The sequence below is a fragment of the Mycobacterium sp. DL genome (genome assembly GCF_039729195.1).
In the GTDB taxonomy this organism is placed as follows: domain Bacteria; phylum Actinomycetota; class Actinomycetes; order Mycobacteriales; family Mycobacteriaceae; genus Mycobacterium; species Mycobacterium hippocampi_A.
The window spans coordinates 2304559-2326488 of the sequence record NZ_CP155796.1; the positions used below are offsets into that span (position 1 = coordinate 2304559).

Sequence of the window (21930 nt, forward strand, 5' to 3'; positions counted from 1 at the left end):
GGGTTGCGCAGTGAAGGCGCAGTAGGCTCGCCGATCATGGCATCACAACACGCGCCCGGGATCTTCACGGACAAGGTCGTCTTCGTCACCGGAGCCGCCCGCGGGCAGGGGCGCGCACATGCCATTCGGTTCGCCGAGGAAGGCGCCGACGTCATCGCCTTCGATCTGTGCGATCAACTCGACAGTGTCGCGTACCCCATGGCGACACCGGAGGACCTCGAGGAGACGGTGCGCCTGGTGGAGAAGACCGGTCGGCGGATCCTGGCCGAGCGCGGCGACGTCCGCGATCGTGACCGGTTGGCCGAAGTGGTCGCCCGTGGGGTCGAGGAGTTCGGGCGTCTCGATTTTGTGCTCGCCAACGCGGGCATTCTGCCCGCAGCCGGTGCGCAGGGCCGCGACATCACCGCGTTCACCGACGCCATCGGCGTGATGCTCAACGGCGTCTACTTCACCATCGACGCCGCCCTTCCGGCGATGCTGCACAATCCCGAGGGCGGAGCCATCGTCATCACCAGCTCGGCGGCCGGGTTCAAGTCCGTCAGCACCGATTTCGACAGCATGAGCCACGGGGCGGCCGGCTACACCGCCGCCAAGCACGGCGTCGTCGGCCTGATGCGGCACTTCGCGACGTCGCTGGCGAGCAGGAACATCCGGGTCAACTCGGTACACCCCGGCGGCGTCGCCACGCCCATGGTCCTCAATGAGGCCATGGCCGGTTTCGTCGCCGAGCACCCGTCGTTCGGTGAGTCGCAGCGACCACTGCTGACGATCCCGATGATGGAGCCCGGTGACGTCAGCGAGACGATGGTCTACCTCTGCGGACCGGCCGGCCGGCACCTGACCGGGGTGGCGCTGCCGGTGGACGCCGGGCTGATGCTCAAGTAGTCCGACGCTCAGCTCAGGGCGCCGTACCGGCGAAGGGCCTCCTGCCGTTCCTGGGCATGGTCGACGATGGGTTCGGGGTAGCCGTCCGGCCGGTTGCCATTGAGCTTGTGCACGTCCACCGCGGCATCCAGATCGGCCAGCTCGGAGACGTAGCGACGCACGTAGTCGCCTGAGGGATCGAACTTCGAACCCTGGGTGGTCGGGTTGAACACACGGAAGTACGGCGCCGCGTCGGTGCCGCATCCCGCGGCCCACTGCCACCCGTGCTGGTTGTTGGCCATGTCGCCGTCGACCAGTTGCTCCAGGAACCAGCGGGCGCCCCACTGCCACGGCAGGTGCAGGTCCTTGACCAGGAACGACGCCACGATCATCCGGACCCGGTTGTGCATGAACCCGGTCTCGGCCAGCTGACGCATGCCGGCGTCGACGATCGGAAAGCCCGTTCTGCCGGCCTTCCACGCCTCGAACGCCTGCTCCGCGTCGCTGCCCTCGTCGACCTCGATGCGATCGAAGGACTTGTTCCAGTTCCACCACACGCTGTCAGGCCACTCGTTGACCACCGAGGCGTAGAAGTCGCGGAACGCCAACTCCCGCAGGTACGCCTGCGCACCCTTGCCCTGGCCCAGATCGGCGGCCATGGTGCGCGGGTGGATGGTGCCGAACTTCAGGTGCGCCGACATCCTGCTGGTGCCGTCGAGATCCGGGCGGTTGCGATCGTCGGAGTACCCCGCGAGTCCGGAGCCGGTGAACTCCTCCCACTGCCGCCGGGCGGCCTGCTCACCGGCCGGCAGTTCCAGCTCGACCCCGGGATCGGGGATGTCGACGATGTGGGTCTTTCCGGAAACCTCCGCCGGCTCCATCCAGGTCGCGGAGCGGGCCCCGGACTCGGCGGGGGCACGCCAGCCGTGTTTGCGCCAGGACGCGAAGTACGGGGTGAACACCTTGTAGGGCGTGCCGTCGTCCTTGGTGACCCGGCCCGGCGACACCAGGTACGGCGACCCGGTCGCCACCATCTCGATGTCGCCGAGTGCGTCGCGCACCTGCTGATCCCGGCGCTGTCCGAACGGGGTGAAGTCCTCGGACACGTGCACCGACGTGGCGTCGACGGCGTTGGCCAGCAACGGGATCCGGCTCTTCGGGTCGCCGCCGGTGATCAGCAGTCGCCCGTCGAGAGCGTCGTGCAGGTCGCGGAGCGCGTCGTAGAGGTACTGCAATCTGCGGGGTCCGGCCGAGGCCTTCAAGCGGGGGTCCAGCACGTAGCAGGCCAGCACGTCTCCATCGACGTCGGCGGCGGCGAGCAGGGCGGGCAGGTCGGACAATCGCAGATCGCGACGGAACCACAGGAGTGCAGGCATGGCATTGATGCTGCCCGCAATTTCCGATAAAGAAACCAAGGACCGGGGAAATCGGATCAACACGCGGGCCGACGGAGGCGCTGCGCGCCTGCCAGAATGCCTGGATGACTCTGGGGCCGGCCGGCAGCTATCCGCGGGACATGATCGGCTACGGCCCTCACCCGCCCCACCCGCAGTGGCCCGACGACGCCGTGATCGCGGTCCAGTTCGTGCTGAACTACGAGGAGGGTGCGGAGAGCAACGTGCTGCACGGGGACTCGGCGTCAGAGACGTTCCTGTCCGAAATTGTTGCCGCTCAACCATTTCCGAACCGCCACCTGAGCATGGAGTCGCTGTACGAATACGGCTCGCGGGCCGGGTTGTGGAGGGTGCTTCGGGCCTTCGACCGACGCGGGTTGCCGCTGACGGTCTTCGGGGTGGCGCTGGCGCTGGCGCGCAATCCCGAGGCCGTGTCGGCATTCCGGGAGCGCGGCGACGAGATCGCCTGCCACGGCCTGCGCTGGATCAGCTATCAACTCGTCGAACCCGAGGTCGAGCGCGCACACCTGCTCGAGGCCGTGGAAATGATGACCGAGGTGACGGGCGAAGCCCCGCTCGGCTGGTACACCGGGCGCGATTCGCCGCAGACACGTCGGCTCGTGGTCGAACACGGCGGCTTCGTCTACGACTCGGACTCCTACGCCGACGATCTGCCGTACTGGACCGCGGTGGACGGGACGAACCACCTGGTCGTCCCGTACACCTTGGACACCAACGACATGCGCTTCGCGATCGCGGGCGGTTTTCCCACCGGCGAACAGTTCTTCGCCCATCTGCGCGACGCTTTCGACGTGCTGTACGCCGAGGGGGCGGCCGGAGCGCCCAAGATGCTCTCGATCGGGCTGCACTGCCGACTGGTGGGTCGGCCCGCCCGCATCGCGGCGCTGGAGAGGTTTCTCGACCACGTGCAGTCTCACGAACGGGTCTGGATCACCCGCCGTATCGACATCGCACGTCACTGGATCGAGCACTTCCCAGCGCCGTGACCCGCGCCCCTCGACGTTCGTGCTTCGGCGTTACGCCGGAGGCATCAGCACCGTGTCGATGAGGTAGACCTTGGCGTTGGCGGTCTGCACGCCACCGCAGACCACGGAGGCGTTGTTGACCATGAGGTGGTTGGGCTCACCGGTGACGGTCAGCTCGGCGCCCTGCACCGTCGGATGGGTCCCGATGACCTGCATCGGATCGGCCTGTCCCGGAACCACATGGTAGGTCAGGATGTTGGTCAGCAACTCGGAGTCGGTCTTGAGCGTCTCGATGGTTGCGGGGTCGATCTTGGCGAACGCCTCGTCGGTCGGCGCGAACACCGTGAACTCGGCGCCGTTGAGGGTGTCGACCAGGTTCACCTCTGGGTTGAGCTGTCCGGAGACGGCTGCGGTCAGGGTGGTCAACAGCGGGTTGTTGGACGCGGCAACCGCAACCGGTTCCATCGCCATGGACTCCACCGAACCCGGACCCATCGGGACCTGCTGCACGTAGGCCGCACAACCCGGGCCGGCCGGCTGAGCACCGGCCATCGGCGCCGATCCCAACGACAGGCCGATCGCCGCAGCCACTGCGAATCCAGTTCCCGCCAATGCTTTTCCGTTTACCGTCATGTCCTCGAGTTCCCTTCGTTCCATCGACCGTCAAGGCGGCCACTGTGTTGTACCGAATCGTTACCTCCGGTATTCGACGCGGGTTGCGGAACGGATGGGTGGCCGGCCTGAAATTTGTCGGCACTTTTGCGGGATCACGTTGATTGCAAAGCATTTGGACACACAGAATCCCCCGAACGCCGAAGGCGTACCGGGGGATTCTGGTTAGCTGTGCTGGTTGGTCGGCGTGCTTATGCGGCCGGGGGCATCAGCACCGTGTCGATCATGTACACGGTTGCGTTGGCAGTCTGCACGCCACCGCACACCAGTCCGGCGTCGTTGACCATGAGGTCATTGCCCGCACCTGTGACGTTCAGGTTCGCGCCCTGCACCGTGGCATGCTCACCGGCGACGGCGTCGGGTGCAGCCTGACCGGGGACCACGTGGTAGGTCAGGATGCTGGTCAGCAGCTCCGAGTCGGTCTTCAGGGTCTCGAGAGTCGCCGGGTCGATCTTGGCGAACGCATCATCGGTCGGTGCGAAGACGGTGAACTCGCTGCCGTTGAGCGTGTCGACGAGGTTCACGTCCGGGTTGAGCTGGCCCGAGAGCGCCTGGGTCAGCGTGGCGAGCATCGGGTTGTTCGACGCCGCGACGGTCACCGGATCCATGGCCATACCTGCCACCGAACCGGGGCCTTCCGGAACCTGCTCGGCATAGGCCGCGCATCCGGAGCCGACCAGATTGGCGGCGGGATCGGCCATCGCGGTGGTCGTGGGGGTCTCCTCGGTGCCGGTCGCGGAGTCGACGGCCGACTCGGCCGCAGAGGTGGCCGAGGACACGTTGCTCTCGGCTTCCTCGCTCGAACATGCCGCCGCGCCGAAGATGGCGAATGCGGCAAGACCCGCAACCGCAGCTGACTTCCGGTGAATTACCTTCATGTTTTCCTATCCCTTCATGAACGGACATGGTCGCCCGTCCTGAGCTGACACAGGTGATTCCCAGCTGTGGCCACAAAGGATCGGTCTGAGAGTGCTACGTCACATTCACGTAATAAAACGAGGGCCGTCCCACCGGTGTTCGGGCTTACCCGCAGGACGCCTGCTGCGAGCGGCACAATGGTCCGGTGACCGCATCCGACGGACGGCTTCGTGTCCTCATCCTGGGTAGTACGGGATCCATCGGTACCCAGGCGCTCGAGGTGATCGCCGAGAACCCGGACCGTTTCGAGGTGGTCGGGCTCGCGGCCGGCGGGGGCAATCCCGATCTGCTCGCGCGACAGCGCCAGCAGACCGGGGTGACCAACATCGCCGTCGCCGATCCCGTCGCCGCCGCGGCGATCGGCGACGTCGCCCACTCGGGGCCCGAGGCTGTCACCCGGCTCGTCGAGGACACCGAGGCGGACGTCGTGCTCAACGCCCTCGTCGGCGCGCTGGGCCTCAAGCCGACACTGGCTGCCCTGACCAGCGGTGCGCGGCTGGCGCTGGCCAACAAGGAGTCCCTGGTCGCGGGTGGTCCGCTGGTGCTCAAGGCGGCGGCGCCCGGTCAGATCGTGCCCGTCGACTCCGAGCACTCGGCGCTCGCGCAGTGCCTGCGGGGTGGTGCCGCCGATGAAGTGGCCGCGTTGGTTCTGACCGCCTCGGGAGGGCCGTTCCGGGGCTGGACCTCGGCGCAGCTCGAGGACGTCACCCCCGAGCAGGCGGGCGCGCATCCCACCTGGTCGATGGGGCCGATGAACACCTTGAACTCGGCGTCGCTGGTCAACAAGGGCCTCGAGCTGATCGAGACCCACCTGCTGTTCGGGATCGATTACGACCGGATCGAGGTGGTGGTGCACCCGCAGTCGATCGTGCACTCGATGGTGACCTTCACCGATGGCTCGACGCTTGCCCAGGCCAGCCCGCCCGACATGAAACTGCCGATCGCGCTGGCGCTGGGCTGGCCCTCCCGGGTCGCCGGCGCCGCGTCGGCATGCGATTTCACGACGGCCTCGACCTGGGAGTTCGAACCGCTGGACAGCGCGGTCTTCCCGGCGGTCGACCTGGCCCGCGAAGCCGGTCGCGGCGGCGGATGCCTCACAGCGGTCTACAACGCCGCCAACGAAGAGGCGGCAGAAGCCTTCCTCCGAGGACGCATCCCGTTCCCTGCGATCGTGAGAACCATTTCCGACGTGCTGCGCGCTGCCGACCAGTGGTCGTCGGAACCAGCTACCGTGGAGGACGTGCTCGACGCGCAGGATTGGGCCCGTGACCGGGCCCGGCGTGCGGTCGAGCGCGAACCCGCAGGTAGTAACCGGTAGCAGACAGGGATCCGCCACAACATGATGTTCACGATCGGCATCGTGCTCTTCGCACTCGCCATTTTGCTGTCGGTTGCGCTGCACGAGTGCGGCCACATGTGGGTCGCGAGGGCGACCGGCATGAAGGTCCGCCGATACTTCGTGGGTTTCGGCCCGACGCTGTGGTCCACGCGCAGGCCCAACAAGCTGGGGGAGACCGAGTACGGCGTCAAGGCGGTCCCGCTGGGTGGTTTCTGCGACATCGCCGGTATGACCTCGGTCGAGGAACTCACGCCGGACGAGCGTCCGTACGCCATGTACCGGCAGAAGACCTGGAAGCGGGTTGCCGTGCTCGCCGCAGGACCTGCCATGAACTTCGTCATCGGTCTGGTGTTGATCTACGGGATCGCGGTCATCTGGGGTCTGCCCAACCTGCACCCGCCCACCAACGCGATGGTGGGCGAGACGTCGTGCGTGAAATCCGAAGTCACACAGGGCAATCTGGGTGACTGCATCGCCTCCAGCCCGGCGGCGGCGGCCGGCATCCAGGCCGGCGACGTCGTCGTCAAGGTCGGTGACACCCCGGTGTCGTCCTTCGACGAGATGGTCACGGCCGTGCGCCCGCTGGACGGGCCGACGACGTTCACGGTGCAGCGTGACGAGGCCGGTCAGACCCGTGAGTTCACCACGCTGGTCGACGTCACCCCGAGTCAGCGCTTTGTCGCCGGTGACGACGGGGCGGCCGAGCCGGTCTCCACCGCTGTCGGCACCATCGGCGTGACCGGCGCCTACTTCGGGCCGACCCAGTACAACCCTCTCTCCGCAGTACCGGGGACCATCGCCTTCACCGGCGACCTCGCAGTGGAGCTGGGCAAGGCGCTGGCCAAGATACCCACCAAGATCGGCGCGCTGGTGAACTCCATCGGTGGTGGCGAGCGCGACCCCGAGACCCCGATCAGCGTCGTCGGCGCCAGCATCATCGGTGGCGACACCGTCGACGCCGGCTTGTGGGTGGCGTTCTGGTTCTTCCTCGCACAGCTGAACTTCGTGCTCGGCGCCATCAACCTGCTTCCGCTGCTGCCGTTCGACGGCGGTCACATCGCGATCGCCGTGTACGAAAAGCTGCGCAACCTGATCCGGTCGGCGCGCGGCAGGGTCGCCGCCGCCCCGGTCGACTACCTCAAGCTGATGCCCGCGACCTACGTCGTGCTGGTGTTGGTGGCCGGCTACATGTTGTTGACCGTCACCGCGGACCTGGTCAACCCCATCAGACTCTTCCAGTAGGAGAATCCATGACGATGTCCATCGGGCTGGGGATGCCCGCACCACCGGCGCCCACGCTTTCCCCGCGCCGCAAGACCCGCCAGCTCATGGTCAAGGATGTCGGGGTCGGCAGCGACCATCCGATCGCGGTGCAGTCGATGTGCACCACCAAGACCCACGACATCAACGCAACCCTGCAGCAGATCGCGGAACTGACTGCGTCGGGCTGCGACATCGTGCGCGTGGCCTGCCCGCGTCAGGAGGACGCCGACGCGCTGCCGGCGATCGCCAAGAAGGCCAACATCCCGGTCATCGCCGATATCCACTTCCAGCCCAAGTACATTTTTGCCGCGATCGACGCCGGCTGTGCCGCGGTCCGCGTCAACCCGGGCAACATCAAGGAGTTCGACGGCCGGGTCAAGGAGGTCGCGAAGGCCGCCGGAGCAGCCGGAATCCCGATCCGCATCGGTGTCAATGCCGGTTCGTTGGACCCTCGGTTGATGAAGAAGTACGGCAAGGCCACCCCGGAGGCGCTTGTCGAGTCGGCGCTGTGGGAGGCCTCGCTGTTCGAGGAACACGGCTTCGGCGACATCAAGATCAGCGTCAAGCACAACGACCCGGTCATCATGGTGGCTGCCTACGAGCAACTCGCCGCGCAGTGCGACTACCCGCTGCACCTCGGGGTCACCGAGGCCGGGCCGGCCTTCCAGGGCACCATCAAGTCCGCCGTCGCGTTCGGGGCACTGCTGTCCAAGGGCATCGGTGACACGATCCGGGTCTCGCTGTCGGCCCCGCCGGTCGAGGAGATCAAGGTCGGCAACCAGATCCTCGAGTCGCTGAATCTGAGGCCGCGCGGGCTGGAGATCGTGTCGTGTCCGTCGTGCGGACGTGCCCAGGTCGACGTCTACACGCTGGCCAACGAGGTGAGCGCCGGGCTCGAGGGGATGGAGATCCCACTGCGGGTCGCGGTGATGGGCTGCGTCGTCAACGGGCCGGGTGAAGCCCGCGAAGCCGACCTCGGCGTCGCCTCGGGTAACGGCAAGGGGCAGATCTTCGTCAAGGGTGAGGTCATCAAGACCGTGCCCGAAGCGCTCATCGTCGAGACCTTGATCGAGGAGGCTCTGCGAATCGCCGAAGAACGCGGCGCAGATGATGGCAGCGGTTCACCCGTTGTGACCGTAAGCTGAGGTCCGGCCCCGTCGTCGCGGGGCTTGCTGCTCAAGGTATGTCGCAGAAAGAGTCCAGATGTCGGCTCCTCCGCTTTTTCGCCTCGTTGACGAGCGAAGGGTGTCGGTGGTGCGCGACATCGTCGCGGTTCGCCGGGTGCTCGACGACGATCCTGTCGCGTCGTGCATGGTTGCCTCCCGCGTCGCCGAGCACGGCATCGAGCCGTCGGGGATCGGTGGCGAACTGTGGACGCGACGCCGCGCCAGCGAATCACTGTGTTACGCCGGGGCGAACCTGATCCCGTTGCGGGGCGGGCTGAGCGATCTGAATGCGTTCGCCGACAAGGCCATGAGTCAGGCGCGCCGATGCTCGTCGCTCGTCGGCCGTGCCGAGTTGGTTCTGCCGATGTGGCAGCGCCTCGAACACGTCTGGGGTCCGGCCCGCGATGTCCGCGCACACCAGCCGCTGATGGCGCTGAACGGTCCACCGGTGTCTGCGATCGACCCGGCGGTCCGGCCGGTCCGGATCGAGGAACTCGACGCCTATCTCGTGGCGGCCATCGACATGTTCATCGGCGAGGTCGGCATCGACCCGCGCACCGGGGACGGCGGCCGGGGCTACCGGCGCCGAGTCGCCGGGCTGATCGCCGCCGGCCGGGCATGGGCCCGGTTCGAACGCGGGCAGGTCGTGTTCAAGGCGGAGGTCGGCTCGCAGTCACCTGCCGTGGGCCAGATCCAGGGCGTGTGGGTGCATCCGGACTGGCGGGGGCGCGGCATCGGGACCGCCGGGACCGCAGCCTTGTCGGCCGCAATCGTGGGCAGCGGTCGCATCGCGAGCCTGTATGTCAACAGCTTCAACGCCGTCGCGCGGGCGACCTACGCCCGGATCGGGTTCAGTGAGGTCGGGTCGTTCGCCACCGTATTGCTGGACTGAACTCCGGGGCCGAATACTCTTCACTCCATGACCGAGCAGGACATCACGGTGGAACGCCGGGCGATCGCCGGCGCGCTCGTCCGGGCACTCGAACGTCGGCACGAGGTGCTCGACGTGGTGGTCGCGTCCGATGACTACGACGCGGCGATCGAAGCCCTCGGCGATCTGCTCGACACCTCGCCTGCGGCGGCCGAAGCCGTTCTGAGGTTGTCGTTCGACCGGCTCACCAAGGTGTCGCGGCGCCGGATCGCCGCCGAATTGGAGAACCTCAGCAGTCGGGACCTGTCCTTCACGTCCACCGAACAGGCCGGTCGGTCCGCGCGCAGGTTGATGTTGCGACCCTTCGCCGGCGATGTCGACCGGGACATCTTCGCCGCGCGTACCCACGATGTGCGCTCGGCGGGTGACGGAACCCCAACGCCGGCGGGGGATCTCGGCGACGAGATCCGTGATGCCATCGCCCGGGTCGCGGCCGAGGAAGCAGTGTGGCTGGTGGCCGAGGTCGGCACGGCCAAAGTCGGCATGGTGTTCGGCGAACTGTGCGACGGCGAGGTCGACGTCCGAATCTGGATCCACCCCGAGCATCGCAAGCACGGCTACGGCACCGCGGCGCTACGCACGTCCCGTTCGGAGATGGCCGCGTACTTCCCGGCGGTGCCACTGGTGGTGCGTGCGCCCGCCGCCGACGGCTGAGGGCCGAATTTGGCAGGCCGCGTTGAGCAACGTCGACCGCATGAGTCGGATCTCGGCGCGTCCGACGGTGCGCCTCCGCGGCAATGAGGTCTCGAGTTCGTAACATCAGCCTCAATGGCAACTCTGTTCTCATCAGTATCACGCGCAACGGGCCTGGCGATGGTGGCGGCGTTGGTCGTCGCGCTCGCGGCCTGCACACCCCGGCCCAACGGCCCCGAACCCGCGGCCGAGGAGTTCTTCGCCGCGCTGGCGGTCGGTGACACGTCGACGGCCGCCGAACTGAGCGACCGACCGGAGGCCGCGAGGGCGGCGCTCAACGAGGTGTGGGCAGGGCTGCAGGCGACCCGACTGGACGCGCAGATCCTGAGCACCAAGTTCGCCGAGGACACCGGAAGCGTCACCTACCGCTACACCTGGCATCTGCCCAAGGACCGCACATGGACCTACGACGGACAGCTCAACATGGTCCGAGACGAGGGGAACTGGGAGGTCCGGTGGAGCGCCACCGGTGTGCACCCCAGGCTGGGGGAGAACCAGACGCTCGCCCTTCGCGCCGAGGCGCCCCGCCGGGCCTCGGTCAACGAACGCGGCGGCACTGATGTTCTGGTGCCCGGATACCGGTACCACTTCGCCCTGGATGCCCGGGCTGCCGGAGTCGAACTGATGCCCACCGCGCGGGCGGTCGTCGGTGCCCTGCACCGTTTCGACAACACGCTGGATCCGCAACGGCTCGCCGAACTGGCCAGCTCGAAGAAGAGCCCGTTGAGCCTGATCACGTTGCGGCAGGTCGACCACGACGCGGTGGCAGGGGCCATCGGAGCGCTGCCGGGTGTGGTGATCACGCCCCAGCCCGAGATGGTGCCCACCGACGACACGTTCGCGCCCGCTCTGGTCAACCAGGTCAAGACGGCCGTCTCCGACGAACTCGACGGCACCGCGGGGTGGCGCGTGGTGACCGTCAACCAGAACGGCGTCGACGTCGATGTGCTGCATGAGGTGGCCGGTGACCCCGCGCCGTCGGTGACCATCAGCCTGGACCGCTCGGTGCAGAACGCCGCCCAGAATGCCGTCGACACGACCGGCAAGCAGGCCATGATCGTGGTCATCAAACCCTCCACCGGTGAGATCATGGCCGTCGCGCAGAACGCGTCTGCCGACCGGGAGGGGCCGATCGCCACGATGGGCCTGTTCCCGCCCGGGTCGACGTTCAAGATCGTGACCGCCGGTGCGGCCATCGAACGTGACATGGCCACGCCCAACACGCTTCTCGGATGCCCGGGGCGGATGGACATCGGCCACCGGACGGTGCCCAACTACGGCGGTTTCGATCTCGGGACCGTGCCGATGTCGCGGGCGTTCGCCAGCTCGTGCAATACCACCTTCGCCGAGCTCGCCAGCAGGATGCCGCCCCGTGGCCTCACCCAGGCCGCTGCGCAGTACGGGATCGGCCCGGACTACAACATCGAGGGCATCGACACCGTCAGCGGATCGGTGCCGCCGACGGTGAATCTGACCGAACGCACCGAGGACGGGTTCGGCCAGGGCAAGGTCCTGGTCAGCCCCTTCGGCATGGCGATGGCCGCCGCGACCGTCGCTGCCGGCCGGACCCCGGTTCCGCACTTGATCGAGGGTCGCGACACCGAGATCACCGGTGAGGGCGCGCCCATCTCGCCCGAGGTGGTGGACAGTCTGCGGCCGATGATGCGGCTGGTCGTCACCAACGGCACCGCCGAGGACCTGCAGGGCGCGGGGGATGTGCGCGGTAAGACCGGTGAGGCCGAATTCGTGGGCGGGTCGCACTCGTGGTTCACCGGATACCGTGGCGACATGGCCTTTTCGGCACTGATCGTCGGCGGCGGCAGTTCGGAGTACGCCGTGCGGATGCTCAAGGGGATGCTCGACGAATTGCCGCCGGACTACCTCGGCTGAGAATCGTCGGAATCACACCGGGTTCTTCCGGTTGTTGCAGTTGACGGCGGTACCGTGGAGGGCGCCATGACCGATATCAACCATGCCCACTCCGACGCGGTCGAGATGAGGATCTCCGATGCCGACCGCAACGGCACGCTGCGGCGGCTGCACAACGCCGTCGCACTCGGGCTGATCGACATCGGGGAGTTCGAGGAACGTTCGGCGATGGTGTCGAGGGCGCGGCTGCGCTCCGACCTCGACACGCTTGTGGGCGACCTGCCCGGCCCGGGTGCGATCGTGACGTCGGCGGCGGACCGCGTCGAGTTGCGGGGAGTGTTCGGATCCTTGAAGCGGCAAGGCGAGTGGGTGGTGCCCAGCCGGCTGGCGCTGCACCGACGCATGGGGTCGGTCGACCTCGACCTGACCCGCGCGCGGTTCGCGGGACCGATCATCGTCATCGAACTCGACATGAAATTCGGTGGCCTGGAGCTGCGGCTGCCCGATGGTGCCAGTGCCTCCATCGACGACGTCGAGGTCAATGTGGGCAGCGCACACGACCACCGCAGAGACGCCCCCGCCGAGGGCAACCCGCACGTCATCCTCACCGGCAAGGTGGTGGGCGGCTCGGTGGACATCCGCGGTCCCCGCAAATCGTGGCGGTTGGGCCGCCCGCTTCGCTCGACGTAGCGGCCTTCTACCTGATCGGCTCGTCGGGCACGCCGTAGCGCTGCTGGTACCCGCGCACCTGTTCACGCACCTTGTCGGCATCCAGGCCGGTGTCGGCCCATCGGTATCTGTTGCCACCGCGATCGCCGGGATGGTCCTCCAGGTACTGCCGCATCCGCATCTCGGCACCGGGTTCGAGGTCGCGGCCGAGTTCGCGGTACAGGCCGGCGACAGTCGCCAGCGGATCGCGCATGAAGTCGGCGAACTGCACGTCGATCACCTTCTGTCCCGCCAGGGCGCCCGAGTCGCGCAGCGTCATGCCCCGTTCCAGCCCGACGATGATCTCCTCGCAGGACTGCGCTGCACAGTCGGTGATCGAGGAGTCGTCGGAGGCAAGCCTGCGCAGGTGATGGGTCAGGGCGCTGACCGACGAGATGACGTTGAGCGGGTCACGATGGGTCTGCACGATCAGCGCGTCGGGGTATTCGGCCACCAGCTTGTCGAGCTGCCACAGATGCGCGGGGGACTTGAGCAGCCATTGGCCTGCGACTGCGGACTGCAAGTGCTGCAGGAACATTCGGTGATATCGGTAGGCCGGTCCATGGTCGGCCTCGTACAGCAGCCACCGGTAGTAACCGGGCAGCCGGTACTGCACCGAGAAGATCATGCTGCAGAACTGCGCCGCGGTGATGCGCACACACTCCTGCCCGACCAGAGCGCCCATCGGGTGGTGGGCCAGCAGGCCCGGCACGATCTGCTCCGACACCTCCAGTGCGGCTTGCGTCTCGGCGATCCGCGGGTCGGTGCCGTAGGTTTCGGGCCGCGGTAACGGGTGGGGGTTGTCGACCTCCCACGTCAGCGGTGGGCGCAGGGCGGGATCCTGGGACAGCAGGTCGAACAGGATCGTGGTGCCGGTCCGCGGCTGACCCACGATGAAGATGGGCCGGCACACGGGTCGGGTGCCGACATCGGGATTCTGCGTGCGCCACCGGACGATCTGGAGTCGGCCGGTCAACGCCCGGACGACGTCCATGGCGGCGATCTCGACCCCGAGGTCGTTGAGTCTCGCCTCGTGAACCAGACCGTCGCACAACCGGTTCAACCCCTCGCGCCAGGTGTCGTCGTCGCCGAAGTCGTCACTGCCCGCGGTCTGGCACGCCTGCTCGACGAGTCGGTCGGGATCGAGTCGTCCGGTGATCACGCGGTCGCTCCGCCGCGTCGCACCGCGGCGCGCACCGTCGGAGCATCGGGTTTGTCGAGCCACCGCAGGATGACGAACCCACGCTGCCGGCCACCGGTGTCCAGCCAATGCCCGTGACCGAAATCGTTGGCGCCGATGGCGATCCGGACATTCCCGTCGTCGTCCGGCTCGACCCCCCTGTTGGTGACCGAGCTGTGCCGGTGGCGTGGTTCGAGGCACTCGTGCCAGATGTTCTCCAGGGTGATGTTCCAGTAACGCGTCTCGGGCGGGGCGAATTCGAGTATTAGTGATTCGTCGTCGGCCAGCGAGAAGGTGCCCATCATGTACAGGTTGTCGGGGGTGGTGTCCGCGGCCCCGAGTTCGGCAGCCGCGGCCGTCACCAGGGTGTTGGGCTGGGTCAGCAGTTCGGGCTTCACGGTGCGGTGCAGGGTGGCGAGCTTGACGATGGTCCACGCCATCGCGGTGAACGCCTCGGCCGCCGCCGCGTCGGAGATCGGTTGCAGCTCTGCGCCGTCCAGGCATTCGACGGCCATCGACGCGGGTTCTTCGTCGCGGCTGTCGCCGATGTACTCGCGCACCACGATCGCCGAGGCGTCGGTCGGGATCCGTACCCATTGCGCGTCACCCAGGACATCGGGCGGTGGTTCGGACGGTGACAGCACGATCTCGAATGCGCCGGCTTCACAGTCGAGTTCGGTGTCGCTGAGGTAGCCGGCCATCCGCCGCGGTGTCAGGCCGGTGCCCGCGAGCACCTGGAACCCGAGATATGCGCTGCTGCCGCGCGTCCCGGTGATGCGGTAGGTACGGTCACCACGAATCATGGCGAGCAGATAGCGGCCGTCGGGATTGGGGCCGCCGATCATCCTGGTGTCTGTGCTCATGTCGAAGAAGTGCGGGCGGTGCGGGTCCGCCTCGACCGAGAGTTCGGTGCACAGCGCGCTCACCTTCGACAGCACGCGAAGACCCTCGAGCAACTCGCGTTCGCTGGTCGCCTCCTCGGCGACCGCGGTGGTGAGGTCCGCGAGCATCTGCTGGACGAACCTCCAGGACTCCAGCGCCGCCGGTGCGTATTGATTGCTCTTCGCGTCCACAATGAGACATAGTCTCATCATGGACGGCGTCTCAGGTGGAAAATCGACGGAGAGCTGGACCGTCCGCAGGCAACGTGCGACCCGGGCGCGGATCGCGGCCGCCGCCGCGCAGACCGTCTCCGACCACGGTCTGGCCGGTGTGACCGTCGAGCAGATCGCCGCCGCCGCCGAAGTCGGTCGTGCCACGTTCTTCCGCTACTTCAGTGCCAAGGAGGACGCGGTCGCCGACGGGATGACCGCCCACTGGCTGGATCGGATCACGGCGGCGATCGCCGCACAGCCGCCGGGGCTACCGGCCGCCCAGGCGGTGGTCATGGCATTCGAGGATCTCGGCGACGGATTCGATGCGATCAGCGGGCAGGTTCGCGACCTGGCGATGTTGACGCGCTCGTCACCGGTGTTCAGCGCCTGGACGCTGCAGATCTACCTCAGGTACGAGGCCGTGATCGCCGATCTGGTCACACCCCGGTTCGCTGATCTGGTGCCCGACGATCCGCGGCCGCGACTGCTCGGGGCGCTGACGATGGCCTCGATCCGGATCGCCCTCGACGACTGGCTGAGGCACGGGGGATCGCTGCCGGCGCGGGTGCGCAGTGCGCTCGCAGCCCTCAGTGTCGACTGACGCCCATAGGCTCAGCGCGGCTCGAGGACGGCGAAGCTGAGCGTGGCTCGGGCGGCAAGCCTGCCGCGAGCCGCGTCGGTGACGTCCACCGCGATCACCGACAGCCGCCGACCCGCACGGACGACGGTGGCCTCGGCGCGCGCCGGCCCTTCGAGGATCGGCGCGAGGAAGTGGATCGTCATGTCGGCGGTCGTGACATCCTGGCCGGGGCCGACGTGCCGGTCGGCCAGCCGGCCCGCAGCGATGTCGATGAGCGTCGCCACCAACCCGCCCTGCAGCGCGCCGCGTCTGTTGACCAGGTCGGGGCGGTTGTCCAGCTCGAGGACCAGGCGCTCGTCGGACTCCTCGACATCTCGGAAGTCCAGTTGGCTGAACAAACGTCCCGGGGTGACCTGCATGCCGGAACGCTAGCACCATTCTCCACATACGAGAGTTCCATTCTCCCGATAGTCTGGCGTCATGTCAGTACGGACCGCCCTTCGTCCCGGTGTGGTGTCACCGACGCTGCCGGTGCCCAAGTCGATCGCTCGTCCCGAATATGTGGGACGGCCGACCGCGCGAGAGGGTTCCGAACCGTGGGTGCAGACGCCGGAAGTGATCGAGAAGATGCGGGTGGCGGGGCGGATCGCTGCCGGCGCTCTCGCCGAAGCAGGCAGGGCCGTCCGCCCGGGGGTGACCACCGACGCACTCGACCGGGTCGCCCACGACTACATGGTGGACCACGGTGCGTATCCATCGACCCTGGGCTACAGGGGCTTTCCGAAGTCGTGCTGCACGTCGCTGAACGAGATCATCTGCCACGGAATTCCTGACTCGACGGTGGTGGAGGACGGCGACATCGTCAACATCGATGTGACCGCCTACATCGACGGCGTCCACGGCGACACCAACGCGACCTTCCTGGCCGGCGATGTCTCCGAGGAACACCGCCTCCTCGTCGAACGCACCCATGAGGCCACCATGCGCGCGATCAAGGCGGTCAAACCGGGCAGGGCGCTCTCCATCGTCGGCCGGGTCATCGAGGCGTACGCAAATCGGTTCGGCTACAACGTGGTTCGGGACTTCACCGGCCACGGCATCGGCACCACGTTCCACAACGGGCTGGTGGTGCTGCACTACGACCAGCCGGCGGTCGAGACCGTGCTCGAACCGGGAATGACGTTCACCATCGAGCCGATGATCAACCTGGGGACCCTGGACTACGAGATGTGGGACGACGACTGGACAGTGGCCACCAAGGACAAGAAGTGGACGGCGCAGTTCGAGCACACCCTGGTGGTGACTGATTCCGGCGCGGAGATCCTCACCCAGTTGTGACGCGTGAGTAGCCTGAAGAGATGACCGGGCGGCAGGTGACGACGGCTGCCGCGGCGACGTTGATCACGGTGCTACTCGCGGGTTGTTCACACCTGGTCAGCGGTGCCGCGGTGTGGCCCGGCGCCAAGTTGGAGCGGGCGATGCTCACCGCCGCCGATTTCCCGCCGGGCGTCCGGTACGAGCGCATCGTCAGGGACGCCGGCGAGGAGGACGGCGCAGGCGGCCCCCCGCCGATGCTCTCCTCGCCTCAGGGCTGCACCGACGGGTTGACCCGCGACATCGCGTCCACCGCTGAGCGTGGCGCGGGCAGCGCTGCGGAGTACATGGCCGCCTACGACGGTGCGCGGATGGTTCTCACGGTGTTGACCTGGCCGCTGAATCTCGAGCGGTTGGCTGCCACCGCCGAGCGCTGCGCCGAATACAAGACGTTCTTCGAGCCAACGGATCCCGGCATCCCCGTGACCACCGAGCGGCTGCAGACTCCGCGCCAGGATGCTCTTGTCTATCGGCAGACGATGTCGCTGGGCGGCCAGCAGAACAGTGTGTACTTCTCGTTCGAGAACGTCGGATCGATGGCGGTCTTCGCCATCGCGTTCCCCACCGAGGATCCGTCGATACCCGTCAAAGGCACGCTCCCGCAGACTTTTTTGGAAATCACCGGAAAACAGGCCGAACGTATGGAAGCGGTCTGACCCGCGTGTCCAGAGCGGGAAAACCTGCCCGAAGGATCCGCTGCTGCCTGTAGCGTGACGCCCGTGCCCTCTCCGCCTACTGCCACGATCACCGTCGACGGTGTCGCCGTGCCCGTCGAGGTGACCGGACCCGACAAGGGATCGGCCGTGGTGCTGCTGGCCGCGGCGCACCAGGCGCCCGCCGCGTATGCGGCCGTGTGCGAGCGCCTGCACACGGCCTCGCTGAAGACCATTGTCGTCGGCGCGGATCCGCGGCTGACGGCCAAGTCGGTGGTGGGGATTCTCGACGAACTCGACGTGCGATGGGCGTTGCTGGTCGGAGACCGGCTGGGCGCGGAATTGGCGTGGGAGTTGGCCGCGACGCGGCTCGACCGGTTCATCGGGCTGGTGGTCATCGATCGTGGCCACCCGAAGGTCGCCGATCTTGCCGGGGTGATCCGTGACGAGAACTGCCCGCCGGTCGAGCTGAATACCACAGCGCTGGTCAGCACCAACGCCGCGCGGGCGGTCGCCAGGGCCAGCCAGCGATTCGTTTACGGCGACTACCGGGTAGTCGAGCTTCTGGGCCGACGGAACGCGGCTGATTCGACAGCGCAACTGGCCGCCGAGATCGTGATGCGCACCAGCACCTGGTGACGGCGTCAGGCCGTCTCGGGGCGGTCGATCTCGTCCGGCGTCCAGGCCTGCGGCAGACCGGGCTGGCCGGGGAAGAGAAAATCCACGAACGCCTGCGCGGTGGGCTGTGGCTCGTGATTGGCCAGACCGGGCCGTTCGTTGGCTTCGATGAACGCATATGCCGGCTGGGTGACGTCGGGGACGAGCAGGTCGATGCCCGTCACCGGAATGCCGATCGCGGTGGCCGCGGCGATGGCCACCGACCTCAGGTCCGGATGCACCGTGGCGGTGACGTCGTGGATGGTTCCGCCCTGGTGCAGGTTCGCTGTCCGGCGTACGCGTAGTCGCTCGCCTTCGGGCAGGACGTCGTCGAACGACCAGCCCGCCTCCCGCACCGTGGCCTCGGTGACCGCATCGACCGGAATCCGCGACTCTCCGCCGGTGACGGCGGCGCGCCTGCGGCTCTGCGCGTCGATCAGCTCCCGAATCGTGTGGCGCCCTGTGCCGGTGACCTCGGCGGGCCTGCGCAGTGCGGCGGCCACCACCTTGCCGTCGATCACCACCAGCCGCAGGTCGTCCCCCTCGGCTCGCTGCTCGATGAGCACCTCGGGATGTTGCTCACGCGCCCGGGCCAGCGCTGCGTCGAGCTCCTCGGCGGTGTTGATCCCCACCGTGATCCCTTTGCCCTGTTCGCCACGGGTGGGTTTGACGACGACGTCGCCCACCTCGGCGAGGAACTCGTGGTCGGCGTCGTCGAATGTCGCAAGGCGTCCCTTGGGCACGGTGATTCCGGCGTCGGAGACCAGACGGCGCGTCAGGCGCTTGTCGTCGCACCGACTCATCGCGACCGCAGAAGTGTACTCGGACAACGATTCCCGGGTCACGACACTGCGCCCGCCGTGCGACAGACGGATCTCACCGGCTTCGGCGTCGAGCACCTCGACCCAGATCCCGCGACGGATGGCCTCGTCGGCGATGATCCGCGCATACGGATTGAGATCGTCGACCGTCTCCGGCGGATGGGTGAACAGCGGCTCGTTGATCGCGTTCTTGCGTTTGACGGCCATCACCGGCACCCGGGTGAACCCGAGCTTCTCGTAGAGCGCGATCGCGGCGTTGTTGTCGTGTGCCACCGACAGATCCATGTAGGCGCGGCCGCGGTCCCGGTAGATGTCGCCGAGTTTGCGCGTCAGTGCCGCGCCCACCCCCGGGACGCTCGCCGTCGGATCCACCGCCAGCGTCCACAGACTCGAGCCGTTCTCGGGATCGGAGAACAGCGCCTCGTGGTCGACACCGGTCACCGTGCCCAGGATCGCGCCGTCACCGTCTCGCACGGCGACGAGGTAGTCCACCGACGGCTGGCGGGAGTGGTTGTCCCAGATGACATCCAGAGGTGCGGGCACCATGCCGCAGCGTACGTATACGCGGTTCATCTCGTCGGCGTCCTCGCGACTCTGCAGCGTGCGCACGCTGAACCCGCTGAGCGCCGGTCCGCTGCTGTCACTGTCGGCGAACCGCAGCCGGTAGGTGTGGCTCGGGTCGATGAACAGCTCGGCTGGGGCTTTCGACACCAGAACGTGGGGTTCGCGCGCGTAGATGCAGATGTCGCGGCGGCCGTGCCCCTCCTGGCGGAGCACCTCCGCCAGCTTTTCCGGGTCGGCGAAGGTCTGGCCGAAAATGAGTCGGCCCCAACCGAGTTCGAGAACCACGTCGTCGGCCATGGCGTCCACCATGTGCGGCGGCGAGGCGTCGTGGAGGGCGAGGGTGATGCCCTCCGGGTGATCCTGATCGGGATCCGGTCGGGGAACGGGGTCGGTCATGCGGCGGGCCCGTTGATGCCGTGCCGCTGCAGCCACAGTTCGAGGAGCGCGATCTGCCACAGCTCGTTGCCGCGCAGTGGCGTGAGCTTGCCGTTGGGGTCGGCGAGCAGCCTCTCCACGGCCTCGGGCCGGAACAGTCCGCGCTCCTTGGCCTCGGGCGCGTAGAGCGCATCGCGGACCAGATCGAGGTACGGACCCTCGAGGTGGGTGAGCGCGGGCACCGGGAAGTAGCCCTTGGGCCGGTCGATCACATCGGCGGGAACCACTTGGCGAGCAGCCTGTTTGAGCACACCCTTGCCTTCGTGGGCGGTCTTCAGGTGCGGTGGGCAGGTGGCTGCCAGTTCAACCAGCTCGTGGTCGAGGAAGGGCACTCGGCCCTCCAGTCCCCACGCCATCGTCATGTTGTCCACGCGCTTGACCGGGTCGTCGACCAGCATCACGGTGCTGTCCAGGCGCAGCGCCCGGTCGACGCCGGTCTGCGCGCCGGAACGGGCGAAGTTTTCGGCGACGAACAACTCGCTGGGGTCGTCAGCGGTGGCGACGGCAGGCGACACCAGCGACGAGTAGGCCGACTGGTCCCGATCGAAGAACGCCGCTCGGTAGCTGGCCAGCGAACCCGCCACCGACGCGGCAGCCGGCTCGCCCATCGGCGGGTACCAGTGATAGCCGGCGAACACCTCGTCGGCGCCCTGTCCGGATTGCACGACCTTGACGTGCTTGGACACTTCCTGACTCAACAGGTAGAAAGCCACGCAGTCGTGGCTGACCATCGGCTCGCTCATCGCGGCGATCGCGCCGTCGAGCGCGGGCAACATCCGGGCGGTGTCGATGCGGATCTGGTGGTGGTCGGTGTCGAAGCGTTTGGCGATGATGTCGGAGTAGTGGAATTCGTCGCCCTTCACACCGCCGACGGACTCGAAGCCGATCGAGAAGGTCTTGAGACCGTGCTGTCCTGCTTCTGCGAGCAGACCGACGATCAGGCTGGAGTCCACACCACCCGAGAGCAGACAGCCCACCGGCACGTCGGCCACCAGCCGCCGTTTCACGGCGACCCGAAGCGACTCCAGAACGGCGTCCTCCCAGTCCTTTTCCGACCAGTCGGCACGGTCGTCGCGACGGGTGAAGTCCGGCTCCCAGTATGTCGTGGTGGTGCGGGTCCCGTCGGGCTCGATGGCAACCAGAGAGGCGGGTGGCACCTTGCTGACGCCGCGCAGGATCGTGCGGGGGGGCGGTACCACCGAATGGAAGGTCATGTAGTGGTGCAGCGCCACCTGATCGATCCGGGTGTCGATGCCACCGCCGGCCAACAGTGCGGGCAGCGAGGATGCGAACCGGATCCGGTTTGGATCCTCGGCGAGGTAGAGCGGCTTGATGCCCAGCCGGTCCCGGCCGAGCAGCACCCGGCCACTGTCCCGTTCGACGATGGCGAAGGCGAACATTCCATGGAGGTGGTCGACGAAGCGGTCACCCCAGTGGTGGTAGCCCTTGAGCAGCACCTCGGTGTCGCTGGTGGAGAAGAAGCGATAGCCGTGACCGTGGAGTTCGTCGCGCAGCTGCTGATAGTTGTAGATGCAGCCGTTCCAGGCGATCGACAAGCCGAGGTCGGAGTCGACCATCGGCTGTGCTCCGGCCTCTGACAGATCGATGATCTTCAGGCGCCGGTGCCCGAGAGCGACCCTGCCTTGCGACCACACTCCCGCGGCATCGGGTCCACGCGGGACCATGACCTCCGCCATCGCAGCGACGGCGCTGATATCTGGGGTTTTTCCGTCGAGGCGTACCTCGCCGGTGGCTCCACACACCTGTTC

At 67.4% G+C, this 21930-nt stretch carries 21 protein-coding genes; 13 read left to right on the forward strand and 8 right to left on the reverse strand.

Annotated elements, in window-relative coordinates; all coding sequences use genetic code 11:
* Positions 1 to 36 precede the first annotated feature (36 nt).
* A complete protein-coding gene (locus tag ABDC78_RS11055) occupies positions 37 to 885 on the forward strand; it encodes a mycofactocin-coupled SDR family oxidoreductase (RefSeq protein ID WP_178362259.1) in 849 nt (282 codons plus the stop codon).
* Between the two features lie 8 nt (positions 886 to 893).
* Here the strand turns inward: ABDC78_RS11055 and ABDC78_RS11060 are convergent, their stop codons facing one another.
* Complete coding sequence (locus ABDC78_RS11060; protein WP_178362260.1) at positions 894 to 2240, reverse strand: deoxyribodipyrimidine photo-lyase; 1347 nt, start codon at positions 2238 to 2240, stop codon at positions 894 to 896.
* A 104-nt stretch (positions 2241 to 2344) separates the two neighbouring features.
* Here ABDC78_RS11060 and puuE point away from each other — a divergent pair, with 104 nt between their 5' ends.
* Complete coding sequence (gene puuE / locus ABDC78_RS11065) at positions 2345 to 3265, forward strand: allantoinase PuuE (RefSeq protein ID WP_178362261.1); 921 nt, start codon at positions 2345 to 2347, stop codon at positions 3263 to 3265.
* Positions 3266 to 3295: 30 nt separating this feature from the next.
* Here puuE and ABDC78_RS11070 read toward each other — a convergent pair whose 3' ends face one another.
* Positions 3296 to 3877 (reverse strand): fasciclin domain-containing protein, encoded by a 582-nt coding sequence (locus tag ABDC78_RS11070; RefSeq protein WP_178362262.1) that lies wholly within the window; start codon positions 3875 to 3877, stop codon positions 3296 to 3298.
* Between the two features lie 230 nt (positions 3878 to 4107).
* On the reverse strand, positions 4108 to 4794 hold the full coding sequence (locus ABDC78_RS11075; protein WP_178362263.1) for a fasciclin domain-containing protein: 687 nt from the start codon (positions 4792 to 4794) through the stop codon (positions 4108 to 4110).
* A 185-nt stretch (positions 4795 to 4979) separates the two neighbouring features.
* Here ABDC78_RS11075 and dxr point away from each other — a divergent pair, with 185 nt between their 5' ends.
* From dxr to ABDC78_RS11110, 7 genes are all read left to right on the forward strand, one after another.
* A complete protein-coding gene (gene dxr, locus ABDC78_RS11080; RefSeq protein WP_178362264.1) occupies positions 4980 to 6152 on the forward strand; it encodes a 1-deoxy-D-xylulose-5-phosphate reductoisomerase in 1173 nt (390 codons plus the stop codon).
* Positions 6153 to 6173: 21 nt separating this feature from the next.
* The gene (locus ABDC78_RS11085) at positions 6174 to 7415 is read left to right on the forward strand and encodes a M50 family metallopeptidase (protein ID WP_178362265.1); all 1242 of its coding nucleotides are present in this window, start codon (positions 6174 to 6176) and stop codon (positions 7413 to 7415) included.
* Between the two features lie 14 nt (positions 7416 to 7429).
* A complete protein-coding gene (gene ispG / locus ABDC78_RS11090; protein WP_347133495.1) occupies positions 7430 to 8581 on the forward strand; it encodes a flavodoxin-dependent (E)-4-hydroxy-3-methylbut-2-enyl-diphosphate synthase in 1152 nt (383 codons plus the stop codon).
* A 58-nt stretch (positions 8582 to 8639) separates the two neighbouring features.
* Positions 8640 to 9494 carry a GNAT family N-acetyltransferase gene (locus ABDC78_RS11095; protein WP_178362267.1) on the forward strand — a complete coding sequence of 285 codons (855 nt, stop codon included), beginning with the start codon at positions 8640 to 8642 and terminating at the stop codon, positions 9492 to 9494.
* A gap of 27 nt (positions 9495 to 9521) precedes the next feature.
* The gene (locus ABDC78_RS11100) at positions 9522 to 10187 is read left to right on the forward strand and encodes a GNAT family N-acetyltransferase (RefSeq protein ID WP_178362268.1); all 666 of its coding nucleotides are present in this window, start codon (positions 9522 to 9524) and stop codon (positions 10185 to 10187) included.
* Between the two features lie 114 nt (positions 10188 to 10301).
* Positions 10302 to 12116 (forward strand): penicillin-binding transpeptidase domain-containing protein, encoded by a 1815-nt coding sequence (locus tag ABDC78_RS11105; RefSeq protein WP_178362269.1) that lies wholly within the window; start codon positions 10302 to 10304, stop codon positions 12114 to 12116.
* A 66-nt stretch (positions 12117 to 12182) separates the two neighbouring features.
* Positions 12183 to 12785, forward strand: coding sequence for a DUF1707 domain-containing protein (locus ABDC78_RS11110; protein ID WP_178362270.1), 603 nt, complete (start codon positions 12183 to 12185; stop codon positions 12783 to 12785).
* A gap of 7 nt (positions 12786 to 12792) precedes the next feature.
* Here the strand turns inward: ABDC78_RS11110 and ABDC78_RS11115 are convergent, their stop codons facing one another.
* Together ABDC78_RS11115 and ABDC78_RS11120 are read right to left on the reverse strand one after the other, a co-directional pair.
* Positions 12793 to 13965, reverse strand: coding sequence for a sulfotransferase (locus ABDC78_RS11115; RefSeq protein ID WP_178362271.1), 1173 nt, complete (start codon positions 13963 to 13965; stop codon positions 12793 to 12795).
* Positions 13962 to 14993, reverse strand: coding sequence for a DUF1214 domain-containing protein (locus tag ABDC78_RS11120; RefSeq protein WP_178362394.1), 1032 nt, complete (start codon positions 14991 to 14993; stop codon positions 13962 to 13964). The genes ABDC78_RS11115 and ABDC78_RS11120 overlap by 4 nt, the downstream gene beginning before the upstream one ends.
* 82 nt (positions 14994 to 15075) lie before the next feature.
* Here ABDC78_RS11120 and ABDC78_RS11125 point away from each other — a divergent pair, with 82 nt between their 5' ends.
* Positions 15076 to 15678 (forward strand): TetR family transcriptional regulator, encoded by a 603-nt coding sequence (locus ABDC78_RS11125; RefSeq protein ID WP_178362272.1) that lies wholly within the window; start codon positions 15076 to 15078, stop codon positions 15676 to 15678.
* Between the two features lie 11 nt (positions 15679 to 15689).
* On the opposite strand, the gene ABDC78_RS11130 is transcribed toward ABDC78_RS11125, so the two are convergent.
* The gene (locus ABDC78_RS11130) at positions 15690 to 16076 is read right to left on the reverse strand and encodes a PaaI family thioesterase (RefSeq protein WP_178362273.1); all 387 of its coding nucleotides are present in this window, start codon (positions 16074 to 16076) and stop codon (positions 15690 to 15692) included.
* 61 nt (positions 16077 to 16137) lie between these two features.
* On the opposite strand from ABDC78_RS11130, the gene map reads away from it, so the two are divergent.
* The 3 genes from map (at position 16138) to ABDC78_RS11145 (ending at position 18323) form a co-directional block, all read left to right on the forward strand.
* On the forward strand, positions 16138 to 16995 hold the full coding sequence (gene map, locus ABDC78_RS11135) for a type I methionyl aminopeptidase (RefSeq protein ID WP_178362274.1): 858 nt from the start codon (positions 16138 to 16140) through the stop codon (positions 16993 to 16995).
* A gap of 20 nt (positions 16996 to 17015) precedes the next feature.
* On the forward strand, positions 17016 to 17687 hold the full coding sequence (locus ABDC78_RS11140) for a hypothetical protein (RefSeq protein ID WP_178362275.1): 672 nt from the start codon (positions 17016 to 17018) through the stop codon (positions 17685 to 17687).
* 63 nt (positions 17688 to 17750) lie between these two features.
* Complete coding sequence (locus tag ABDC78_RS11145; RefSeq protein ID WP_178362276.1) at positions 17751 to 18323, forward strand: alpha/beta hydrolase; 573 nt, start codon at positions 17751 to 17753, stop codon at positions 18321 to 18323.
* A 5-nt stretch (positions 18324 to 18328) separates the two neighbouring features.
* Here ABDC78_RS11145 and ngg read toward each other — a convergent pair whose 3' ends face one another.
* Both ngg and ABDC78_RS11155 read right to left on the reverse strand, forming a co-directional pair.
* Complete coding sequence (gene ngg, locus ABDC78_RS11150) at positions 18329 to 20122, reverse strand: N-acetylglutaminylglutamine synthetase (protein ID WP_178362277.1); 1794 nt, start codon at positions 20120 to 20122, stop codon at positions 18329 to 18331.
* Positions 20119 to 21924 carry an N-acetylglutaminylglutamine amidotransferase gene (locus ABDC78_RS11155; RefSeq protein ID WP_178362278.1) on the reverse strand — a complete coding sequence of 602 codons (1806 nt, stop codon included), beginning with the start codon at positions 21922 to 21924 and terminating at the stop codon, positions 20119 to 20121. The genes ngg and ABDC78_RS11155 overlap by 4 nt, the downstream gene beginning before the upstream one ends.
* Positions 21925 to 21930: the final 6 nt, after the last annotated feature.

Bases quoted from the DNA above. Each gene is read 5' to 3' on its own strand.
- ABDC78_RS11110 (WP_178362270.1), top strand. From the start codon at position 12,183: ATGACCGATATCAACCATGCCCACTCCGACGCGGTCGAGATGAGGATC.
- ABDC78_RS11095 (WP_178362267.1), top strand. From the start codon at position 8,640: ATGTCGGCTCCTCCGCTTTTTCGCCTCGTTGACGAGCGAAGGGTGTCG.
- ngg (WP_178362277.1), bottom strand. From the start codon at position 20,122: ATGACCGACCCCGTTCCCCGACCGGATCCCGATCAGGATCACCCGGAG.
- ABDC78_RS11055 (WP_178362259.1), top strand. From the start codon at position 37: ATGGCATCACAACACGCGCCCGGGATCTTCACGGACAAGGTCGTCTTC.
- ABDC78_RS11120 (WP_178362394.1), bottom strand. From the start codon at position 14,993: ATGCTCGCGGACCTCACCACCGCGGTCGCCGAGGAGGCGACCAGCGAA.
- ABDC78_RS11105 (WP_178362269.1), top strand. From the start codon at position 10,302: ATGGCAACTCTGTTCTCATCAGTATCACGCGCAACGGGCCTGGCGATG.
- ABDC78_RS11100 (WP_178362268.1), top strand. From the start codon at position 9,522: ATGACCGAGCAGGACATCACGGTGGAACGCCGGGCGATCGCCGGCGCG.
- ABDC78_RS11075 (WP_178362263.1), bottom strand. From the start codon at position 4,794: ATGAAGGTAATTCACCGGAAGTCAGCTGCGGTTGCGGGTCTTGCCGCA.
- map (WP_178362274.1), top strand. From the start codon at position 16,138: ATGTCAGTACGGACCGCCCTTCGTCCCGGTGTGGTGTCACCGACGCTG.
- puuE (WP_178362261.1), top strand. From the start codon at position 2,345: ATGACTCTGGGGCCGGCCGGCAGCTATCCGCGGGACATGATCGGCTAC.
- ABDC78_RS11140 (WP_178362275.1), top strand. From the start codon at position 17,016: ATGACCGGGCGGCAGGTGACGACGGCTGCCGCGGCGACGTTGATCACG.
- ABDC78_RS11130 (WP_178362273.1), bottom strand. From the start codon at position 16,076: ATGCAGGTCACCCCGGGACGTTTGTTCAGCCAACTGGACTTCCGAGAT.
- ispG (WP_347133495.1), top strand. From the start codon at position 7,430: ATGTCCATCGGGCTGGGGATGCCCGCACCACCGGCGCCCACGCTTTCC.
- ABDC78_RS11060 (WP_178362260.1), bottom strand. From the start codon at position 2,240: ATGCCTGCACTCCTGTGGTTCCGTCGCGATCTGCGATTGTCCGACCTG.
- ABDC78_RS11070 (WP_178362262.1), bottom strand. From the start codon at position 3,877: ATGACGGTAAACGGAAAAGCATTGGCGGGAACTGGATTCGCAGTGGCT.
- ABDC78_RS11125 (WP_178362272.1), top strand. From the start codon at position 15,076: ATGGACGGCGTCTCAGGTGGAAAATCGACGGAGAGCTGGACCGTCCGC.
- ABDC78_RS11085 (WP_178362265.1), top strand. From the start codon at position 6,174: ATGATGTTCACGATCGGCATCGTGCTCTTCGCACTCGCCATTTTGCTG.